The organism is Paenibacillus baimaensis, from assembly GCF_025567575.1.
The window spans coordinates 160,213-180,611 of the sequence record NZ_JAOQIO010000069.1 but is presented as its reverse complement, the minus strand read 5'-3'; the positions used below and the strand labels follow the sequence as shown (position 1 = coordinate 180,611).

The window sequence follows — 20,399 nt, the reverse complement described above, 5'->3', positions numbered from 1 at the left end:
TTGACATAGTACGCTTATGTTATAAAAAATACGTATGACCGGTCCATGCGGCCGGTTTTTTTACATTCCCCGAACGGTTTCTCCGAGTGTACAAATCCCACCAAGTAGTTTATATTTATTTTACTTAAATCATCAGCTGGAAAGAATGTGGAAACAGTGAAAGATACCTTGACCTTATGGGGGACAGGCGATTCAATGGGTGTTCCCAGAGTATACTGCTCCTGCGGGGTATGCACCGAGGCCAGAACTAGCGGCGCTAATCGGCGATTCCGTTCATCCGCTCTGCTGCATACGTCCGTTGGCACGCTATTGATTGATTGCGGTCCCGAGTGGCGCACCCAAATGGAGCATTACGGACTCAGGAGTCTTGAGCATGTGCTCATTACTCATGCGCATTTTGACCATATAGCCGGGCTTCCCGAATGGGCGGATGCTTGTCGTTACAGCCATATGAAGGGTCATGTGTATGCGCCAGCCGATGTGCTGACCCAGCTTCGCACGATGTTTCCCTGGCTGGAAAACCAGCTCGACTACCACGATTGCAGCGGCAGTATGGTATGGGGGGAGTGGGTTGTTCGTCCTTGGAAGGTATGCCATGGCAAGAATGGCTTCTCTTATGCTTATCGCTTTGACAAGCACACGGATCAGCCGTACCACTTTGCCTACTGTTCAGATGCAATTAATCTGAATGAAGAGGAAAAAGCTCCTCTATTTGGCTTACAGCTATTAATTATCGGTACTAATTTCTATAAGGAAGAATCTGCAATCGAGACACGATCTGTCTACGATATGACCGAAGCCCTTGAACTGCTGCAAGAAACGAAGCCTGAGCATACGATATTTACCCATATGTCGCATGGTGTTGACGTTCTTGAACAGTATGGCCTTCCCGTAAGTGTCGTAATGGCCCGAACCGGCATGATTTTGGAGCTGGAGTAAAAGCTGGATTGGACATGAAGTCTGGTGCAGCTCAACAAGTCTATGGAACGGAAAAAGACTATAAGTTCCTTGTTCAGGAGCTTATAGTCTTGTTCGTGAGGTTTTGGTCATAGTGAATGGAGCCTGCTCACAGCGCAGCGGTCATCTGCAACTATTTATAGCGCTGCCTGCAGGTTATTGATATATGCTGCGGTTAAAGGATTGCAGATGGTTGCCGGTCTGAGATTGAAAGGCAACATTCGTGGCTTCCTGAACAGCCATCTCCAGCTGCGAACACAATTGAGCGCATTCCTGCATACGCTGAAGCGCAACCTGATGAGTTTGCAGCGCATTTTGGATAACCTGCACCGCTTGACGCTCACGCTGGGCGATTTGCTCCAGCTGTTGGGCGTTTTGCTGCTCCTGTTGAAGCATAATTTGATAGGTCTGATTCGAATGCTGCGTTTGCTGAATCAGCTGTTGGATGATTTGCTGGCATTGACGCGCTTGCTGGACGATGTTATGGATGTGAATCTCCTCCTCAGAATGGTTAGGTTTGGTATATCACCCATATTATTCTGGTTCATAGGGAAGGAAATTATGCATGATTTATTAAAAACGGGGCAAAGAAAAATGAATGCGGATTGATCTCCAAGCGCGATATGATTTGGGGGACTACCTGAAATCTGCTATGATAAATAATAAGGATTTACTTGAGCCTTCATAACTACAGCCCAATAACTGACAAGCTGAGCAAGGTTATCCGAACTCCCAGGTAAAGGAGCATACATCATGGCATTCGGTATCAAACGAGCTGAGCTTCAGCAATGGAAAGCTACGGTCGCAAGAGGTGATATCGCTTTTCTCACCCATTATTGGTTCGATCCGCGCTTTCCAAATGTGAACACTGTCACCAAAGTAGGCTGCTCCGATCTGGGCAAGCTGGCGGCTTGGTGTACAGCTCATGAATTGAACCCGGACTATATTCATCATCGCCAGCCCTATCCCCACTATGATCTGATCGGTCCGAGGCAAATCGAAATATTACAACAAGAGCAATTATGGCATCATCTGGAGAGATTCAAGCTGTTGTAACCTGGACATCTTTTTCTCTACTGCTCCTCACTGGGGATGACCATCGCCTTGATTTGTTCGAACGAAATTGGCGTATAGTCCCACTGCTCGACTGAGACATTAATATACTGCTTTCCTTCATATTTCTGTCCATGAATGTGGCCATGAACGTTCACATAAGGCATATGCTTGTTCATATACATCGGCTCATGAGACAGGAAGTAAAACCCGTTATATACAATTGGGTTTTCACTTACCTCATCAAAACCGGCATCCAACCACCAGCTTCTCGATCGACCACGATCATGATTTCCGAGGATCAAGGTTTTGTAACCGTTAAGCCTTGACACGATATTTGCTGTCTTGTCCTTGTTCAGAAATGAAAAGTCGCCCAGATGGATCACCTTGTCGTCCTTGGTTACGACCGCATTCCACTTCTCAATCATCGTTTCAGTCATTTCATCGGCGTCACGGAAAGGTCTTGATTCAAAGTCTATAATATTCGTATGACCAAAATGATGATCAGAAATCACATATACGTTGGACATCAGTATCAGCTCCTCGGGATCAATAGAATTGTATTTCTATTATAACCGCACCTATGGAATCATCACAATTTATACATATGCACACTCACAGACCTAAGCCAAAGGATGACATCTTACTTCTATCGTCTCTAAGGTTACTGTCTGGCAGCACTCAAAACGAAAAGACCTCCAGGTGCGTATCACACACCTAAAGGTTTTATCACAATTTGGCCAATCTTCAACGAGACGTTTTCCGCACAGCAACAATTTTTTGGGCAATTATCGCTTCCAGTCCCTCTGGAGACACTTGCGGTGCACCTGCATTAATGCGCGGTATCCGGTATGGATCTACACCTCGGGTCGCCATCAAGGGCTGGATTGTAAAGCCATAGTGGATACCGGCTGCTTGGACAGCTAGGGCTGTATTTTTATCTGAAATGCCAAAAGGGTAGGCCATCGTATCCACCTGATGAGGATCAGCCTGCTCCACATTTGCTTTGCAGGTTCGGGTATCCGCCAACATTCTATCTATGTACTGTTGATCCGTTTCATCGGCTTCTTGAACCAAATAAGCTTTTCCATCCTCGCGTTTACCATGAAAAGCATGCGTATGGCACTCGGCATCAATCAAATCGGAGCCGGTGGTCATGGCGGTGATCTGCTCCCGCGACATTTTTGGCGGAGTATCCTCCTGCGGGTGATCCAGCGTCTCAGTAATAATAAAATTGACTGCCGGAATCTGCAGCTCCTTCAATATGGGAACACCCATTGTATAAAAGCTCTCATAGCCATCGTCAAAAGTTACCAGTACCGCATTATCTGGAACCTCCGCACCACCGAGAAACTTTTTGAATTGATCCAAGGTAATGAAGTGATGTCCCTTGCTCTGCAAATATGCAAGCTGCTGTCTGAACAGCTCGGGCTTGATCGTGCTTGAGCTCGTATCTTCTTCATGAAGATGATGATACATGAGAACAGCAACCTGATCGGTATAATGCGCATTGCGCTTGTCGAATTGCTGAACTATCGTAAGGCCTATCACGCATATAAGCAGGCCTGTCAACCAATAACGAATGATCACTTCCGCTCTCCCTTCGGGCAATACCGTTATCTGTACAATATCCGGCTTCACACCTGTGCTGATGTACCTTTAGAGATCGGGTACCAGAAGAATAAACAGATTGAAGCGATTTTGATTATACCATAAGGGTTGACCGTTTGGGAAAATGAACGTTGTGAAACCCGCACGATCAAGCAGTACATGCGCCCTTTAAGCTAACACAAGAAGACCGCCGGGAATTCCCGGCGGTCTGTTAACGGACCCGCATGCAGCTGCTGACTCTCATCGTTACAGCTCCACCATGGCCTTGATTACGCCTGTTTCCGGCTTCAGCCACGAATCAAACTCACCGATCATCGCATCAAACGGGCAGCGGTGCGTGATGTATGAATCCGTATCAATATGACCATCCGCCATCGCTTGCATCACCTTTTCAAAATCAACCCTCGTTGCGTTGCGGCTGCTAAGCAGGGTCATCTCCCGTTTATGAAATTCGGGATCATTGAAGGTCAGCTCCTGCTTGACCAGACCCACAAACACCAACTTGCCGCCGTGAGCGGTATATTGAAAAGCATCCATCATGGATTTGGCATTGCCGGTAGCATCAAAGACAACAGTCGGCAGCTCGCCCTGTGTCAGCTCCAGCAGCCGGCCCAAAGGATTATTCAGCGCATTGATCGTTTCATCCACCGGCGCCCAGCGCGCGCAATAAGCCAGACGTTCTTCGTTAATGTCCATCGCTATGACCCTTGCGCCTGCTAGCTTGGCAAACTTCATCACACCCAGACCAATCGGCCCAGAACCGATGACCAGCACGTTCACATGGGGCTGCAGCTCGGACCTTCTCACGGCATGAGCGCCAATTGCGAGACATTCCACGATAGCCGCCTGCTCCAGGCTGATGCCCTCGGCCTTGATAAGCAGCGAGGTTGGGTGTGCGATCACCTCACACATACCGCCGTCGCTGTGCACACCGATCAGATCGAGCTTGGTGCAGCAGTTCGTTTTGCCGCTGCGGCAGGCAATGCAGGAGCCACAGTGCTGGTACGGTATGATTACGACGGGATCACCGATCTGCAGCCCTCCCTCATGGCTGCCAAGCTCCAGGATCTCTCCAGACAGCTCATGCCCTAGTACCCGCGGATAAGAAAAAAACGGCTGTCGGCCTTTGTAGGCATGTAGATCCGTCCCGCAAATACCGATCCTGCGTATTTTGATCAATGCCTGACCGGGTCCGGTTGTAGGCGCTTCCATTTCCTTAAGCACGAACTGATCCGGCTGTTCACATACAATCGTTTTCATTTGCATCCACCCTTTCTACGATTGGCCAATCCTTTCCCTAATCGGAACACATTCAAGCCTGTTGGCCAAGTCTATTATACTTCACGGGAGCAGCCCCCTATTCCTTCCCTGTCACACAAATAATTAATGTAAAGGCAGCTTCATGTCTAAACAACCCGAGCCATTTTCCAATGTCTCAGGTTATGTCATAGCTATCGACAGTCGCTCAATTCCGAGTAGGTGTGTATAAGTATAAGCTATTGTTTGACAACACGAACCGTTTCCTCTTTATCGTTCCATTGGACATGCAGCGTAAAATGATCTTCGTCAAAATACGGTGAATTCATCGTTGATGTTCCGCTGATGATCTTGTTCTTGAAGCTGCCCTTGCTTTCACCGCTATTTTGAAAATTACGGCTTTCCTTAAAAGCATACTGAACAGTAGTATCAGGTTGACTTTCCTGTCCGATATATCGTATCTCATACGATTTGTCTTTGGCCGTCACCGAGCAAGCAACGGACCAGTTGATGCTTTCTCCTTTAAATTGCCGCTGCTCGGAGCAGCCTAATAGCCCAAGTAAACTGATGAGCAGCATACTCATGATGAAACTTCTCATAGACGAAACCTCCTTTTCTGATAATGATATGTTTGGGTACAACTCCCTACTGTCACCGGAAATGATGCTTTCCGGGCAACTCTATTCAGATTGGAGATAAGATAAGTGTAACAGTAAAATCTTAACAATTTATAAGGGAATTTCTTAACGGTTTCTTATTTTCCAGCAAGCTAAACGCAAAAAAAGACCCAGGATTCCTGAAAATAGAATCCTGGGCTTCTCGTATGCTTCTAACGATCTTTTATTGAACACTCATCTCACTATCCGTCGTCTCTCGATCCGGGTCCGTCCCTTTCGTTTCCTTGCCCAGAAACAACACAGCAGCCGCACCAATCACGATCGCTATACAAAACACGGTGAAGATCGACGTGATCGGTATTTTCCGAGCAACGAGCATACCTACAAGATAGGGCCCGACGACACCACCAATTCTCCCGAAGGAAGCGGCAAGACCTACTCCAGTGGAACGAACCGCGGTCGGGTACAGCTCTGGCGTGTAAGCATACATCGCTCCCCAGGCACCAAGATTAAAGAAAGAAAGGCAGATGCCCGATGCAATCAGCACACCGACCGTATCGGCATTTCCAAAACATATCGCACTCACCGCCGTCAACAGCAGATAGGTAACCAACACAAACTTACGGCCGAATCTTTCAATCAAATAGGCGGCGGTAAAATATCCGGGCAGCTGGGCCAGCGTCATAATCAGTACGTACTGAAAGCTTTTTACTAGTCCGAAGCCTTTCAGCATGACCACCGTGGGCAGCCACAGGAACATGCCGTAGTAAGAAAATACGACAGTGAACCATAAGATCCACAAGGTTATCGTCGATCTGCGATACTTCGGCGACCAGGCCGCCACCACTCGTTCGCGGAACGACAGCTTAAGGCTGCGCTGTTCGGTAAAGCGAGGCGAATCCTGTATCGCCCGCCTCAAATATAAGGCATACAGCGCCGGTACAGCCCCTATCGCAAATGCCGTCCTCCAGCCATAGTGGGGGATGATGAAGTAGGCAATCAATGCCGCAATGATCCAGCCGCATGCCCAGAAGCTCTCCAGCAGGACGACTGCGCGCCCTCTATCCTTCGGGGGCACGGACTCGGACACCAGCGTCGAAGCAACCGGCAGCTCGCCGCCCAGTCCGAAACCTGCCGTGAAGCGAAGCACGCACAGCATCACAAAGCTGAATGCCAGCGCCGACAGTCCGCTGGACACAGAAAAGATGAGCAGCGTCCACAGCAGCACCGACCTGCGGCCGTACTTGTCCGCCATCGATCCCGCGACGGCTGCGCCCACCGCCATGCCGATTGAATTGATCGCCGCTAACAATCCGATCTGTTCAGCCCCAAGGCTCCATTCCACTGCCAATGCAGCGGCAATAAACGAAATAATCCCTACATCCATCGCATCGAACAGCCAGCTAAGACCAACACCGAACAGCAGCTTTCTTTGTTTCCGTTTAGCGGTAAGGTCTATATGATTCATAGTCAGTATCTCCTTTTCCAGTCCAATTCCGCATCAATCCAAGCCAGCACCTTGTATATATGCAGTATTGTCTTCTCCTCTCACTTTACCCATGTTTTCCCTGACTTATATCATGTATCGCCAAAGAAGTCTGAATCATCTACTAGACATAAAAACCGCCAAACCTCCACATGAATCATCGCGGGTTTGGCGGTTGTATGTACAATGTCTGATCGTTTAGTATTCGCCCAGCATTTGATCCAATCGATCATTGAATTCCTGCTTGGTAATAAACTCGTAGTCCATCAATTTCACTTGATTTTGCTGCGTGTAGCTGTCGATATCAAAGGATTCATGAATATCTTCTTCTATTAGAATATCATTGCCTGTATGTAGGATGAGGATATAGTCCGATTTGGTTGTCTCCATAGTTTAAGTTGCCTCCGCGTGGTTGTATCGTGCTCACATGATCTGATTAACCTTAAATCGAAGGATTTAAACATTCCGCCTCCCCCTTAGATAGAAGAACCACAGTTAAATGAGCGGTTCGATCTGTCGAACGACAGTGAAACAATTCTTCTGGACTAATGCTATAATAACAAAGAAGTTACTTTCCACATACCAAGAGGGAAAGGCACTTCCACCTCATGGGAAGGCTTTCATCCGGAAAGGCTGACCCTGATAGCATGGGCTTGGACATGAGGATTATTTGATTAAAAATCAAGTAAACAGAGGTGTGGTATTCGCTAGCTATTTATTAATCTTACAAGGGTTCAGGAGGAATAATGGATGCTTCCAATCGCTTTCGATCAAAAAGGAATGATCGATTTCGACTACTGGGTTGAAAATCCGATTGTTCCTATGTTTCACTCCCATTCTTTTTATGAAGTGTATTATTTTCATCAGGGACGCTGCAATTATTTGATTGGTGACAAGATTTATATGCTCTCTCCCGGCGATTTGATTCTCATGTACGGAATGACGCTTCATGGCGCAAATGCCGATCCTACGGTTCCTTATATTCGGACCATCGTGCATTTCGACCCGACCTTTCTGAGACCTTTTCTGGAGCTGCCTTATGCTGTTAATTTGCTTCAGCCTTTTCAGGAACTCAGGAATCGGAGAATCAGCCTTAATGGGAAAGAAAAGGAAGAAGTGGAGCGCCTGCTGGCTAATATGAACGAACAGCAGCTGCGACAAAATCGAACGGGTGTATATCGGATGCAGTTGGCTTTCGTCGATTTGCTTTATATCATTTATGAGCAATGTCTGAATCCTTTGCAGCATAAAACGGAAAGCGCCTCGGAAAAGGAACGTATTGTCCAGCAGATCATCTCCTTTATTGAAGATAACTACGCAGCCGAAATTCATTTGGAGCAAATGGAGGATCACCTGCATTTCAGCAAGTCCTATTTGTCCAAGCTGTTTAAGGAAATTACAGGCTTTACGATCTTCGATTATATATACCGTCGACGGATTAATCAGGCTCGTAATTTGTTTATGACGAATCCGAGACGAAGCGTGACCGAGATTTGCGTGGAAACAGGTTTCAAGCATCTGGCCCATTTCAGTAGATTGTTCAAGCTGCACGCTGGCATTACACCCGAAGTTTACAAAAGACAGATTAGAGATAGCTTGTTAAATCGACGTTAAAATCACGGGTGACAACGTGTCCATGGACACCCACCCCAACAATTATTTATGTAATCGATTACACAAATCCTGAAATATACGATGGAGGAATGTTCTGTGTCAAGAATCAAGCTTTCCTTAATGGGTTTATCGTTCACGTTATTGCTTTCTGCTTGCTCTGGTGCTGCAGGTACGACCGGGACTGCCAAAACCGTCGGAAATGAAGGCACTTCAAAAGAAGCTCCCAAGTCAGCTGCAAAAAGTGACGTCCAATTGACAATATCCCGCTGGGCAGGACCACACGCCGACGATCAAGCCGAGCTGCTGAAGGAATTTGAGAAGGAAACGGGCATCAAAGTCAAGATGGACGCGATCGATTTCGGACAGCTGAAACAAAAGCAATCGCTGAACATGTCAGGCCAAACCGGTCAATACGACCTGATCTGGGCACAGGAAGCCTGGTTGGGCGATTACGTGAAATCGGGCTTTTTGGCCCCACTGGATGATTTGATTAAAGATACGTCATTAACAGGCAGCAATTTTGACTTTGCGGATTATAATCCCAGTGTCATCAAGACGTTTACGGTTGACAATAAATTGTATGGGCTGCCTAATTTCGAACAAACGCCTTTACTCGTATATAACAAGGAAATGCTGCAGGCTGAAGGGCTACAACCACCCAAAACCTGGGATGATATTTTAAAAGTATCGAAGCATTTCTTTGACAAGGGCACAGGAATTGGCATCCCGGGCAAGCAAGGCAGCGCAAGCGTCAGCATCTATACGATTCTGAATCATTCCAACGACTCCAATTATTTTGACAAATCGGGCAAGCTGGCACTGGCCACACCCGCGAACATCGAAACGATGGAATTCTGGAAAAAGCTTGCCGCAACCTCCGCCAAGGGTAGCACAACATGGTGGTGGGATGAGGTTACCAAAGGGCTTCAGTTCGGGCAAATACCAATCGGTATTACGCAATCGGGTCTGCTCTCACAGCTTGAAGACAAGGAAAAGTCCAAGGTCGCGGGTAAGCTGGGCTATGCTCCTCTGCCTTATAACAAGCATGAAGCCGGTTTGATCAATGTGTGGAGTTGGTGCCTGCCCAAGGACAGCAAGCATCCGAAGGAAGCCTTTCAGCTCGCAGCATGGTTAACCAGTAAAACGACCGAGAAGAAATTGAGCTTGAAAAACAGCAGCCATATTAGCCTGAGGCAATCGTTATTTAACGATAGTGAGCTTGTCTCCAAAGCGCCGTGGCTTCCAGCAGTCGGTGCCGCACTAAAGGATGGCGTCACTGCACCGATGCAGCCCAATGCACCCAAACTGATAGAAGCACTTGGCAATGGAATGTCGTCCATTATTGTTACTGGTGCAGATCCGAAACAAATATTAGAAAAAATTCAAGCTGATTTAGCTGCTTCCTTCTAACTAGCATGAATAACTACTATACAAGGGGGAGAGCCCAGTATGAATACATCCCACAACGGAGCTATTGATATGAAGAAGCTTTCCCGGAGCAGCCTTAATTCGGGGAAGGTCAACTATCTTGCCGGATTTCTCATTCTTCCGGCAGCGGCCGTGGTCTTCATAGCAATGATTGTTCCTCTCTTTTATGCGCTGGTTATGAGCTTATATGATTATAAACTGGGGCAAGAGGCAGCAGGAACCTTCGTTTTTCTAGATAATTACATTCGATTTTTCAAGGATGAAGTCGCGCTACAATCTTTATGGAACACCCTATTGTTTACTGCCATGGCGCTTACCCTTGAGCTGGCACTGGGCATCGGCATTTCAATCTTCCTGTTAGGTCTTCCTATGAAGATGGCGAATTTCTTCCGCGCCTTGTTCACCATGCCGCTATTGATTTCACATGTTATCGTCGGTTTGATATGGCGCTATATGTATGATCCCACCTATGGCATTGTGTACTACGTGCTGGGCTTATTCGGACTTGATTCACATTTCGGCGGCTTGCAGACGACGGGCTGGGCATTATTCAGCATCGTGCTGGCCGATGCCTGGCACGCTACTCCTTTTATTATGCTGGTCGTGTCCGCAGGGCTTACCTCAATTCCCAATGACTTGTATGAGGCTGCCAAAATTGACGGAGCAGGACCTTTTCGGACCATGGTCAATATCACTCTTCCCTTGTTAAGCAAGGTGATCGTGGTCGTCCTGCTCATACGCGGTACCGATGCTTTTCGGGTATTCGACATCATCTTCGCCCTGACCGGCGGTGGACCTGCCAATTCCACCTCCTCACTCAGCATCTACGCGTTCAAACAAGCGTATGAGAATAATGAAATGGGTTACGCGATGGCAGTATCGGTATTAACCTTGGTTGGACTTATCCTGCTCTTCGGCTCTTTAATGAAAAACTCGGCTGCGGGAAAAGAAGATTAAGACTCGTGTTTGCCAAGCCACTTCTGCTTCATACAACAAGTTCATGCTTACGAAGTCAGCGTTCCATAAGGAACGCGCCTAGGAGGAGACCCTATGCTAACACGCTGGACAGGTGTGGGTTTTAAAATCATTGTACTGCTCTTTTTCACGCTGTGGACCATCGTGCCCATTGCATTAGTCGTCACCAATTCGTTCAAAAAAGAAATGGACATTTTCACTACCACACCTACCTTGTGGTTTAGTCCAACTTTAACGAACTATTTTAACGCATTTTCAAAAGGGGACTTCTCCTTATACTTTATTAACAGTACGTATGTCGCCGTGATCTCTTCACTCATTGCTGTCGGCTTCGGCACGTTTGCCGCTTATGGCTTGACCAGCTTTCGCTCAAAATGGTCCAATACGATAGCCAACGGCTTTCTGCTGGGCAAGCTGGTTCCGGCGATCTCCATGCTGCTTCCCTTGTTCACTTTAATCAGGCTTACCGGCTTCCTCGGCACTCTGGTCGGTCCCATTGTTGCCCATGCTGCACTTAATTTACCTTTTATAATTTGGCTGCTGATGGGCTTCATGCGGGATGTGCCGAAGGAGCTTAACGATGCAGCAACCATTGATGGCTGTACGAAAATGCAGGTTTTTTGGAAGGTTGTCGTCCCGATTATACTGCCGGGCATTGCAGCGGCTTCTATTCTGGCCATGCAATATTCGTGGAACGAGCTGCTGTTCTCCATGCAGCTGACGGATATGGACACCTACACCTTACCTGTAGGCATCTCGACCTTCGTAGGCGCAATTTCCGTAGATTGGGGCAAAAGCAGCGCTGCAGCCACAGTCACGATGGTACCTATGATCATTGTCGGATTTTTCGTACAGAAATATATTGCACAAGGCACTACTAGCGGTGCCGTAAAAGGCTAATACAACCTACACACTGGAAGGATGAGAGAAATGGCAGTTATGACAGCAGAAATGAAAAAGTTTTTTCAAGAAAATGGGTATGTGGTTATTAAAAATGCGGTTCCCAAGGAAAACTGCCAGAAGGCCGTAGATACGATCTGGGAATTCATGGGTAAATCACCGGATAATCAGGATGAATGGTATACACCTCCTGAAGGTATGGATCAGCTGTGGAATGATCAACAAAGAGGCATGGTTCCGCTTTTCCAGCATCAGGCCTTATGGGACAACCGTCAATATCCGCGGTTATATGAAGCGTTCGCTGAGCTGCTGGGTGAAGAAAAGCTGTGGGTAACCGTTGACCGCGTCAACATGAAACCGCCTAAGCGGGACGATAAACCGGAATTGAACGCGAGCTTTATTCATTGGGATTCCGATACGACCAACCTAACCTTCCCTCTTCCCCAACCGCGGCCGTTGCAAGGCGTTCTGTTCCTGGAGGATACGAATATTCATCAAGGCGGCTTCCGCTGCGTACCGAGTATTTATAAGGATTTTGAGCAATGGCTGAAAACCCAGCCGGAGGACCGTAACCCAATCAACCCTGATTATTCGGGACATGAAGTCGAGGTCATTCCAGGCGAAGCTGGCGATCTGCTGCTATGGGATGTTCTGGTTGCGCATGGTAACGGAGAGAATTTATCAGACCGGCCACGGTTGGCGCAATATATTACGATGTACCCGTCTGACCCTTCACAATTTGAAGAAAGACAAAGATTGGCTCTAGAAAGCTTGAAGAACAAAACCTCGATGCACCAGCAGTCCAATAAATTCAATCCACTGCCTGTTGACCCACGCGGCTGGGAGCTTACGCAAACACCTGAAGATCCCGACCTCACTCCGCTCGGAAGAAAGCTGCTGGGACTTGATCCTTGGTAAAAAAACGCGAGGGCTACCGCTTCAATCCAACGATTGAGCGGCAGCCCTTGTTGATATGATAAGCTTTATAAATCAAACGGTTATAGAGGATAATAGACTACAAGCATCGAAATGTTTTGGAAGAGAAACAGCACCGATGCTTGATCTCCTTGAGAACATAACTCCAAGTCGCTTAATTACTATGACATAGGTTGCCTGACCGAGCTGGAATTTACTATGGATACCACGGAGGAGCTACGATGATTGAATTTGAAAGGCTGCACCATATTAGTCTTGCTATCAGGGATTTGAAGCAGGCCAAGCAATTCTACGGCAGTACGCTTGGATTTCAGGAGTTAGTAAGACCTCCATTCGATTCAGAGGGGGCCTGGTATGCGATAGGTGACTCCCAGCAGCTGCACTTACTGGAATTTCCAGATGGAGAAACGTTGCGCAAAAGTGAAATTAATTCGATTGACGGCCATTTTGCCATCTGGGTCAAAAGCTATCAGAATACGATACAATCGCTGGAAGCGGCAGCTATTCCTTATGAAGCCCGACCTAACAGTCTCGCCGGCTTCTCGCAAATTTATATTTTGGATCCCGATCACAATATTATTGAATTCGATGCTGCTTACGGCTCATAGCCAGTCATCATGACAATAAGCTCGTCCCAATTAAAACAAAAATAACTGCCCTGCAGGCTGGAGGAAAGAAATTTGGACACGTTACAAGTGGAATTGATTGTTGATGCGCAGGCCACTTTGGGAGAAGGCCCTTGCTGGGATCACCGCAGCGGGCTGCTTTACTGGGTAGACATTAAAGGACAAAGGGTGCATATTCTGAATCCGCAAACTTTAGAAGACCGTACTATTCAGCTGGACCAAATGGTAGGTGCTGTCGTACCGAGACAGTCTGGCGGTGTCGTGCTGGCCTTGCAGCATGGGCTCTTCCTGTTGGACCTGGAAACAGAGCAGCTGACATTGGTCAATGCCCCCGAGAAGCAGCTCCAGGATAATCGTTTTAACGATGGAAAATGTGATCCCGCAGGTCGGTTCTGGGCGGGTACGACAAGTCATCTCGAAGAGCAGCCTGTCGGTTCGTTATATTGTCTTGAAGCCGATCATACCGTTCGTAAGATGGTTGATGGGGTGACGGTTTCCAACGGACTCGCCTGGAGTCCCGATGGACGCACGATGTATTATATTGATTCGCCGACACAGCGAGTGGTAGCCTACGATTATGATATCGATACAGGTGCTATAAGCGGTCAGCGTACCATTATCACAATCCCTGAGGGCGGTGGATTCCCCGATGGCATGACGATTGATGTAGAGGGTATGCTGTGGATCGCGCAGTGGGACGGCTGGCAGGTGTCACGCTGGAATCCGCATACAGGTGAAATGCTGATTGCCATCCCGATCCCCGTAGCCCAGGTCTCATCCTGCACATTTGGCGGACCGAATCTGGATGAGTTATACATCACGACTGCCCGTGTTCGTCAATCGGACGAGGCTTTGGCGAAGCAGCCGCATGCAGGCGGCATATTTCGCGTGAAGCCTGGCGTAGCCGGCATGCCAGCGCACTTTTTTGCTGGTTAGCCGGTCAGTCGAACGATGAGCATATAAGTAAAAAGCAAGCTGTCGCGCTACTTACGTGCGGCAGCTTGCTTCTCATTTGATAAGCCTTCATATTTTATTTTTTATCGGATAACCGCTTTAGCAGCATGTCATATAGATGTATCAGATCCACGGACGGTCGGATACCAAGCTCCCGGCTGAGAAGCCGAACATAATCCGTATACAGAGCCGTTAAGCCTTTTTTGTCCCCGGTCATCTCGCGGATCGTTATAAGCTGGCGAATAACCGATTCGTCCAACGGATTGCGTTCATTCAGCTTAAGCAGCAGCTTGGAAGCGGTGGTCGTATCCCCCAGCGACATCAGCACGGCGGCAAGCCGCTTTACGAACGAAGCATACAGTTCCGCATAACGCTCCGTTTCGTGAATGGCCCACACGTACGCCTTGTCCCCGAACAGATCGCCCGTATACATCCGTTCGATCTGCAGCGCACTCTCCACATTTTCGATATCTATGGTTTGCAGCCTTTCCACTTGCTTTTCGAATTCCACGCAGTCGATAATGTAATCCTTTAGTTCGAGCGCATAGCCATCATTCTCCGAGCGTACGACCTCGCGCATGCCCAGCGGTTCCAAAGACTTACGCAATTGATAGGCGGTCGTATTCAAGTAATTCTCCGCATTGACTTGGTACATCCCTCCGAAAATATCCGTTACCAGTCTTGAACGAGGAATTCGTTTGCCTCGGTAAAGCAGTAAATAAGCGAACAGCTCCACGCATTTTCGCGAGATCCACTTGACGCGTCCCGCTTCATTACTCACAGTAACGTCGCCAAGTGTCGTTAAGACGATCCTGCCACAATCTGCGGAAGCCGGGGCTGACAGTAATGGCGAATGAACAGCCTGCTGATTCGCCAGCGCACGATTGACCGTCCGCTGCAGCCGCTCCTGGGAAACGGGCTTGACCAGGTAATCCAACACGGACAGTTCAAAAGCCTTCAAGGCATATTCCTTGTGCGACGTGACAAAGACGACTTGCATCGTAGGATCAGAAACTTCCAACTTGGCAGCAAACTCTACTCCGCTCTCGCCAGGCATGGAGATGTCTACGAAAGCGAGTCCGATACCGGTGTTCTCCCTTAGGAAGGAGGTTGCAGACTGCGTATCCGTAAAAGCTCCTGCCACGTCAACCCCAGGCAGCTTGACCAGCATTTTACGCAAAATCAGATGCATTGTCGGCTCATCGTCCACCAAAATAACTTTCATAAGCTTCCTCCTCCATTCCACCGTTGTCGAACGCGTTTCGCATACCAGCTGAGCCGGGTAAGGTGAACGAGAAGGTCGTTCCAATTCCAGGCACGCTCTCGAACCAAAGGGTACCGCCATGGATACGAACGAATTCACGGGTCAGCGCGAGTCCGAATCTTGTATCCCCAGAATCGTTCCCGTTAACCATCGCCTTTAAGAATGGCTCCTCCAGACGCAGCAATTCCGATGTCTGATCATCGATTCCCGCTCCGTTGTCACGGATGGACACGACAATCAGATCACCCTCCAGAACGGCCCCGATCTCAATCGACCCACCTATTCCTGTAAACTTGATGGCGTTCGAAAGCAAATTTCGCAGAATGAGATCCAACATCTCTTTATCGGCCCTGACCGTAAGCTTCTCGTCAATTCCCTCCGTCATCCGAATTTGCTTCATAGCCGCCTTGGTACCAGATAACATCAAAGCCTGCCGGACGACCTGCTGCAAATTCCAGCCCAACGGTCGAAACACAACTTTCCCTTTCTGGCTGCGATACCAATCGAGCAAATTTTCGACGAGATGGAACGTGCTCTGCACTTGTCCTTTAAGCTCTCTAACCAATTCGGCATGCTCAAAGTCGGCTGCGGTCAGTTCATCGCCCAGCAGCTCGGTCAAGCTAACAAGGAGTGCGATCGGATCGCGAATGTCGTGTGCCACTACAGTGAACAGCTTATCCTTGAATGCGTTCAACTCGGACAGCTGCCGGGCGTTCTCGAGCAATCGGGTTTCGCTCTCCTTCAACTCCGTAATATCGCTGAACATCAAAATTTTACCGATCAGAATTTCACCCGATTCGTAGATGTGTGACAAACTGCAGTTGTAATACTTGATCCGGTTGGCATGGAATCTTTGAAACGGGAAGCGTTCGTCCCCGTCACTTGCGGTGCGAATACGTTCTAGCAGCTCCGGACTCGCCGACAAAACCTTCTCCATGTTAACGGGGGAGCGTTTCATCAATCCGAGCTCGGGAAGCACCTCTTGAGCTGCGCTATTGTAACTGACGATTTGGTCCTCATAATCAAACAAAATGACCCCGTCCCGAATCGTTTCAAACACTTTGGCCATCGCCAGCGGCGTTAAGCGAAGCAGATTAAACCGGAGAATTCCCCACGTGTAAACGACACCGGATACGGCGAATCCGAACGGTGTTAAATCAACTTTAATGCCGGCCCAAAAGAACAAATTTAAAAACATCGGTGCTGCTGCACCCAAAAGAAGGACAACGATTTGCTTGCGCACAATCGGCAAAGCCCGCCAATACATCGGGATAAACAACAGCATGCCGCACAGCAGCACGGAATAATTATAGATGGTGTGCACCTTATACCAAGGTCCCTTGTCCGTTGTGTACAAAGGAACCGAAGCGTCCTGATTGAGTATATAGCGTTCATAGATCAGGTGATGCCAATCATTCGTTAAATGGAGGAAAAAGACCGCTGTGGGGATAACGAACAGTACGATCGCAAGAAGCTTGCGATAACGAGCCGCCGTCCCGGTAAATTGAATGACCTGAAAGAACCAAAGTGTAGTAACGAAGGGAATACCCAAATATTGGATTTGAAGTGATAGCTTCACTTCATTTAAATCCCGGCTCAACACCTCAAACGCGTAACCGAGTGCATAGCAAGCTGCTGCCAGCATAATCAGAATCATCGTTTTGGCAACAGGCAGATGGCGTTTCCGATAAGACAAGAAAGAGACGAACACCATCAGCGCCGCTGCGAGAAAAAGTGTTACCGACATCCATTGTCTTGTGTCCACGGCTGCGTCTCCCTTGTTTCAAATAACTGTCGAACCGCTTCCACGGGCCAGTTCAACAAAATCTGCGTAAAATCAGGATATCATCTTCTCTAGGTTGTGTCCACGGTGCTTCTCCCTTCTATCAAGCGACTAACGAGCCGGTTCTAAGTGTTTCCCTTAATTGGATATTTGATTGGATATATTGGTTTTATTCATTCATAACCTTGATCGTGCCACAGCGGAACAGTATCCTTAATGATAGTGAGTCAAGTATGTTCCTTAAATAAGGAGGCCTATATGAAAATTAAAGCCCAAGGCGTGTCAGAGGTCGTGTTGGAAGTTAACGATATGAAACGTGCCGTTGACTTTTGGTCAGGTCAGTTAGGATTTCCTGTTGTGCAGCAATGGGGTTATCAGGACAATCAATTTACAGAAGAAGCCAATGAAATTTGGGCTACATGGCTGTATGTGGGTGGACCGACGAGATTAGGATTATGGCTGCCGCGCAATTTTAATAATCAGCAGCTTGTGGAAAAGGCCTCCCCGGTTTCTTTATGGAATGGGTTATTTGATGAAGGCGGTGTTCACGTGCATCTGGCGTTATATATAGGAATAGACCAAATTGAAGCAGCGATTCACTTGCTTGAGAGCCATCACATCGACAACAAGATCATCACAAGAGGTATTCATAAAAGAGTCTATTTTAAGGACACTGAAAATAATGTCATCGAGTTCTATACCCAAAGTATGGAAGAAGATTATTTGTCCAGGCTCAATCCCATGTAAGTCATGCACCACTACGTCATGTTCAGGAGGACTATCCCAATGAGTATAAATCTGCATGAATGGATCATCGAAGCAGACCTGACACAGCTGCAAACAGCTATGGAATCCGGATCCATAACCTCGGAAGAGCTTGTTCAAGCCTATTTGGACCGAATACATAAGTATGATCCCAGCATCAATTCCATCCTGGAGATCAATCCAGATGCGTTACATATCGCGCGTGCTTTAGATCAGGAACGCAGAGATACAGGAAGTCGGGGAAGCCTGCACGGCATTCCCATTCTTTTGAAGGATAATATCGATACACAGGATAACCTGCACACGAGTGCCGGATCGGTCGCTTTAGCTGGATCATTCGCAGCGGCGGATGCCTATATAGCATCAAAGCTCCGCTCGGCAGGTGCCGTTCTGCTCGGGAAAGCAAATATGACGGAGTGGTCCAACTTTATGTCCAGCCGGATGCCAGCGGGATACAGCTCACGGGGCGGATTTGTTCTAAATCCGTATGGTGCGGGCGAGCTCTTCATTAGCGGCTCCAGCTCAGGACCTGCGGCGGCTGTTACAGCAAATCTGTGCGCAGCAGCGATCGGAACGGAAACGGCGGGCTCCATTGTTGGACCGGCATGTCAAACCTCTCTGGTGGGGATCAAGCCGACTGTCGGATTGATCAGCCGTGCCGGAATTATACCGATTTCCAGCAGTCAGGATACTCCGGGACCTATAGCCAGAACGGTTACGGATGCAGCGATGATTTTGGGTGCATGTGCAGGGATTGATGAGAAGGATTCGGCTACGCTATTGAGTGAGAACCGTTCTTTTTCAGACTATACGCCCTTTTTGGATGCAAGCTTTTTGCGACACGCTAGAATAGGGATTCCCCGATATTATTACAGGCATTTGGACGAGGAAAGGCTTGCTATTATGGAAGCTGCCATTACGACTTTGATCCATGAAGGTGTCACTATCGTCGATAATGTTACGCTTCACGTTGAACAGAATAACTGGAACAATGATGTTATTACGTATGAATTCAAGAAGGGCTTGAACGATTACTTATCCCAATTAGCGGACTCCGTGCCGATTCACTCTTTGAAAGAATTGATTGCCTATAATGAAAAGCATGCCGAAATAACTCTGCAATATGGACAGGACACGTTGATCCGATCCGAAGAAACCACTCTAACCGAGCAAACCTATCTGATTAAGAAGCAAGCCTACTCGGAGCTCCCGCTGCAGCAAGGCATTGATTATGCCATAGATACGCATTCCTTGGATGCACTTCTGCTACCTGGGGATGTAGACGGCATGTATATTGCTGCACGATTGGGCTATCCCTTAATTACGGTTCCGGCCGGCTATTCAGTGAATGGCATTATCGATTCCGATGGAGACGCTACAAAAGGTCCATTTGGTGTTGTTTTCTCTGGTAAAGCATGGAGTGAACCGACTTTGATAAAAATTGCATACGGCTTCGAACAGGCTACACTTCATCGGGTTCCACCGCAATTGGATTAATTACACGGGAGATATATGAAGATGAACAGGCAAGTTATTTTGGAATACGTTCATTATTTACGTCCTATCGAAGAAAAATGGCGATCAAGGGAAATGAGGTATGACTATGACGAATTCGATTGAAGTTGGACCCATGACGAAGGCAGACATAGAACCCGTGTTTCGTATTTTTACTGAACACAAGATTAACAAGCCTTTGGATTACATCGAGAAGTGCTGGGAAGAAAATGTAACCAATCAACGGATAACGTTATTGGCCTCTTACGACGGTCAGTTTGCAGGAAGTCTGCATCTGCTCTCAACCTCTGAATATCCTTATTTTAGAGAAAATGGCATACCGGAAATCAACGATTTTAATGTAATCCCTCCTTTGCGAAAGCTCGGAATCGGTCATGCGCTCATGGAAGCCGTCGAGAACATAGCCTTCAACAAATACGGAATTGTGGGCATTGGTGTTGGACTTTATCAGAGCTATGGGAGTGCACAGCGCTTATACGCTAGAAGAGGATATATGCCAGATGGCAGGGGTTTGATGTACAGGCAGCAGCCTGTCACCCCCGGTACTGAGGTTTGTGCGGATGACGATTTAAACTTGTATTTCACCAAGTCCCTTATAAAAGAAAGTGAATGACACTCATCACGTAGACAGTAAAATAAGTCCATTACACGCACTCAT

21 protein-coding genes are annotated in these 20,399 nt (G+C 47.7%); 13 read left to right on the top strand and 8 right to left on the bottom strand.

The genetic code is table 11. The features are described 5' to 3' along the window. Positions 1 to 147: 147 nt before the first annotated feature. The 3 genes from OB236_RS17655 (at position 148) to OB236_RS17645 (ending at position 2,013) form a co-directional block, all read left to right on the top strand. Positions 148 to 939, top strand: a complete 792-nt coding sequence (locus OB236_RS17655) for an MBL fold metallo-hydrolase (RefSeq protein WP_317259358.1) — start codon at positions 148 to 150, stop codon at positions 937 to 939. Positions 940 to 1,146: 207 nt separating this feature from the next. Continuing rightward, the gene (locus OB236_RS39825; RefSeq protein ID WP_317259357.1) at positions 1,147 to 1,566 is read left to right on the top strand and encodes a hypothetical protein; all 420 of its coding nucleotides are present in this window, start codon (positions 1,147 to 1,149) and stop codon (positions 1,564 to 1,566) included. Positions 1,567 to 1,710: 144 nt separating this feature from the next. Next, positions 1,711 to 2,013, top strand: a complete 303-nt coding sequence (locus OB236_RS17645) for a hypothetical protein (RefSeq protein ID WP_076231023.1) — start codon at positions 1,711 to 1,713, stop codon at positions 2,011 to 2,013. A 17-nt stretch (positions 2,014 to 2,030) separates the two neighbouring features. Here the strand turns inward: OB236_RS17645 and OB236_RS17640 are convergent, their stop codons facing one another. From OB236_RS17640 to OB236_RS17615, 6 genes are all read right to left on the bottom strand, one after another. Continuing rightward, complete coding sequence (locus tag OB236_RS17640; RefSeq protein WP_262685183.1) at positions 2,031 to 2,540, bottom strand: phosphoesterase; 510 nt, start codon at positions 2,538 to 2,540, stop codon at positions 2,031 to 2,033. Between the two features lie 217 nt (positions 2,541 to 2,757). Continuing rightward, complete coding sequence (locus tag OB236_RS17635; RefSeq protein ID WP_262685182.1) at positions 2,758 to 3,600, bottom strand: polysaccharide deacetylase family protein; 843 nt, start codon at positions 3,598 to 3,600, stop codon at positions 2,758 to 2,760. 267 nt (positions 3,601 to 3,867) lie between these two features. Then, positions 3,868 to 4,881, bottom strand: coding sequence for a zinc-binding alcohol dehydrogenase family protein (locus tag OB236_RS17630; protein WP_262685181.1), 1,014 nt, complete (start codon positions 4,879 to 4,881; stop codon positions 3,868 to 3,870). A 236-nt stretch (positions 4,882 to 5,117) separates the two neighbouring features. Beyond that, on the bottom strand, positions 5,118 to 5,477 hold the full coding sequence (locus OB236_RS17625; RefSeq protein WP_262685180.1) for a hypothetical protein: 360 nt from the start codon (positions 5,475 to 5,477) through the stop codon (positions 5,118 to 5,120). A 241-nt stretch (positions 5,478 to 5,718) separates the two neighbouring features. Continuing rightward, positions 5,719 to 6,963, bottom strand: coding sequence for an MFS transporter (locus OB236_RS17620; RefSeq protein WP_262685179.1), 1,245 nt, complete (start codon positions 6,961 to 6,963; stop codon positions 5,719 to 5,721). Between the two features lie 216 nt (positions 6,964 to 7,179). Next, positions 7,180 to 7,371 carry a hypothetical protein gene (locus OB236_RS17615; protein WP_262685178.1) on the bottom strand — a complete coding sequence of 64 codons (192 nt, stop codon included), beginning with the start codon at positions 7,369 to 7,371 and terminating at the stop codon, positions 7,180 to 7,182. A gap of 360 nt (positions 7,372 to 7,731) precedes the next feature. Here OB236_RS17615 and OB236_RS17610 point away from each other — a divergent pair, with 360 nt between their 5' ends. From OB236_RS17610 to OB236_RS17580, 7 genes are all read left to right on the top strand, one after another. Further along, complete coding sequence (locus OB236_RS17610) at positions 7,732 to 8,595, top strand: AraC family transcriptional regulator (protein ID WP_262685177.1); 864 nt, start codon at positions 7,732 to 7,734, stop codon at positions 8,593 to 8,595. A gap of 96 nt (positions 8,596 to 8,691) precedes the next feature. After that, complete coding sequence (locus OB236_RS17605; protein ID WP_262685176.1) at positions 8,692 to 10,005, top strand: ABC transporter substrate-binding protein; 1,314 nt, start codon at positions 8,692 to 8,694, stop codon at positions 10,003 to 10,005. Between the two features lie 39 nt (positions 10,006 to 10,044). Beyond that, positions 10,045 to 10,980 (top strand): carbohydrate ABC transporter permease, encoded by a 936-nt coding sequence (locus tag OB236_RS17600; RefSeq protein ID WP_262685175.1) that lies wholly within the window; start codon positions 10,045 to 10,047, stop codon positions 10,978 to 10,980. 93 nt (positions 10,981 to 11,073) lie between these two features. Continuing rightward, positions 11,074 to 11,898, top strand: coding sequence for a carbohydrate ABC transporter permease (locus OB236_RS17595; protein WP_262685174.1), 825 nt, complete (start codon positions 11,074 to 11,076; stop codon positions 11,896 to 11,898). Positions 11,899 to 11,928: 30 nt separating this feature from the next. Beyond that, positions 11,929 to 12,816 carry a phytanoyl-CoA dioxygenase family protein gene (locus tag OB236_RS17590; protein ID WP_262685173.1) on the top strand — a complete coding sequence of 296 codons (888 nt, stop codon included), beginning with the start codon at positions 11,929 to 11,931 and terminating at the stop codon, positions 12,814 to 12,816. A 239-nt stretch (positions 12,817 to 13,055) separates the two neighbouring features. Beyond that, positions 13,056 to 13,442 (top strand): VOC family protein, encoded by a 387-nt coding sequence (locus OB236_RS17585; RefSeq protein WP_262685172.1) that lies wholly within the window; start codon positions 13,056 to 13,058, stop codon positions 13,440 to 13,442. A 72-nt stretch (positions 13,443 to 13,514) separates the two neighbouring features. Then, entirely contained in the window at positions 13,515 to 14,396 is an 882-nt protein-coding gene (locus OB236_RS17580) for an SMP-30/gluconolactonase/LRE family protein (RefSeq protein WP_262685171.1), read from the top strand. Positions 14,397 to 14,490: 94 nt separating this feature from the next. On the opposite strand, the gene OB236_RS17575 is transcribed toward OB236_RS17580, so the two are convergent. Continuing rightward, positions 14,491 to 15,639 (bottom strand): response regulator, encoded by a 1,149-nt coding sequence (locus OB236_RS17575; RefSeq protein WP_262685170.1) that lies wholly within the window; start codon positions 15,637 to 15,639, stop codon positions 14,491 to 14,493. Then, positions 15,614 to 17,443: a sensor histidine kinase gene (locus tag OB236_RS17570; protein ID WP_262685169.1), complete on the bottom strand. Its 1,830-nt coding sequence runs from the start codon at positions 17,441 to 17,443 to the stop codon at positions 15,614 to 15,616. The genes OB236_RS17575 and OB236_RS17570 overlap by 26 nt, the downstream gene beginning before the upstream one ends. A 276-nt stretch (positions 17,444 to 17,719) precedes the next feature. Here OB236_RS17570 and OB236_RS17565 point away from each other — a divergent pair, with 276 nt between their 5' ends. The 3 genes from OB236_RS17565 to OB236_RS17555 all read left to right on the top strand — a co-directional run bounded on the left by OB236_RS17565 (position 17,720) and on the right by OB236_RS17555 (position 20,354). Next, positions 17,720 to 18,208 carry a VOC family protein gene (locus tag OB236_RS17565; RefSeq protein ID WP_262685168.1) on the top strand — a complete coding sequence of 163 codons (489 nt, stop codon included), beginning with the start codon at positions 17,720 to 17,722 and terminating at the stop codon, positions 18,206 to 18,208. Between the two features lie 39 nt (positions 18,209 to 18,247). Then, positions 18,248 to 19,723 (top strand): amidase family protein, encoded by a 1,476-nt coding sequence (locus OB236_RS17560; RefSeq protein ID WP_262685167.1) that lies wholly within the window; start codon positions 18,248 to 18,250, stop codon positions 19,721 to 19,723. Positions 19,724 to 19,829: 106 nt separating this feature from the next. Next, positions 19,830 to 20,354, top strand: a complete 525-nt coding sequence (locus OB236_RS17555; protein WP_262685166.1) for a GNAT family N-acetyltransferase — start codon at positions 19,830 to 19,832, stop codon at positions 20,352 to 20,354. Positions 20,355 to 20,399 lie beyond the last annotated feature (45 nt).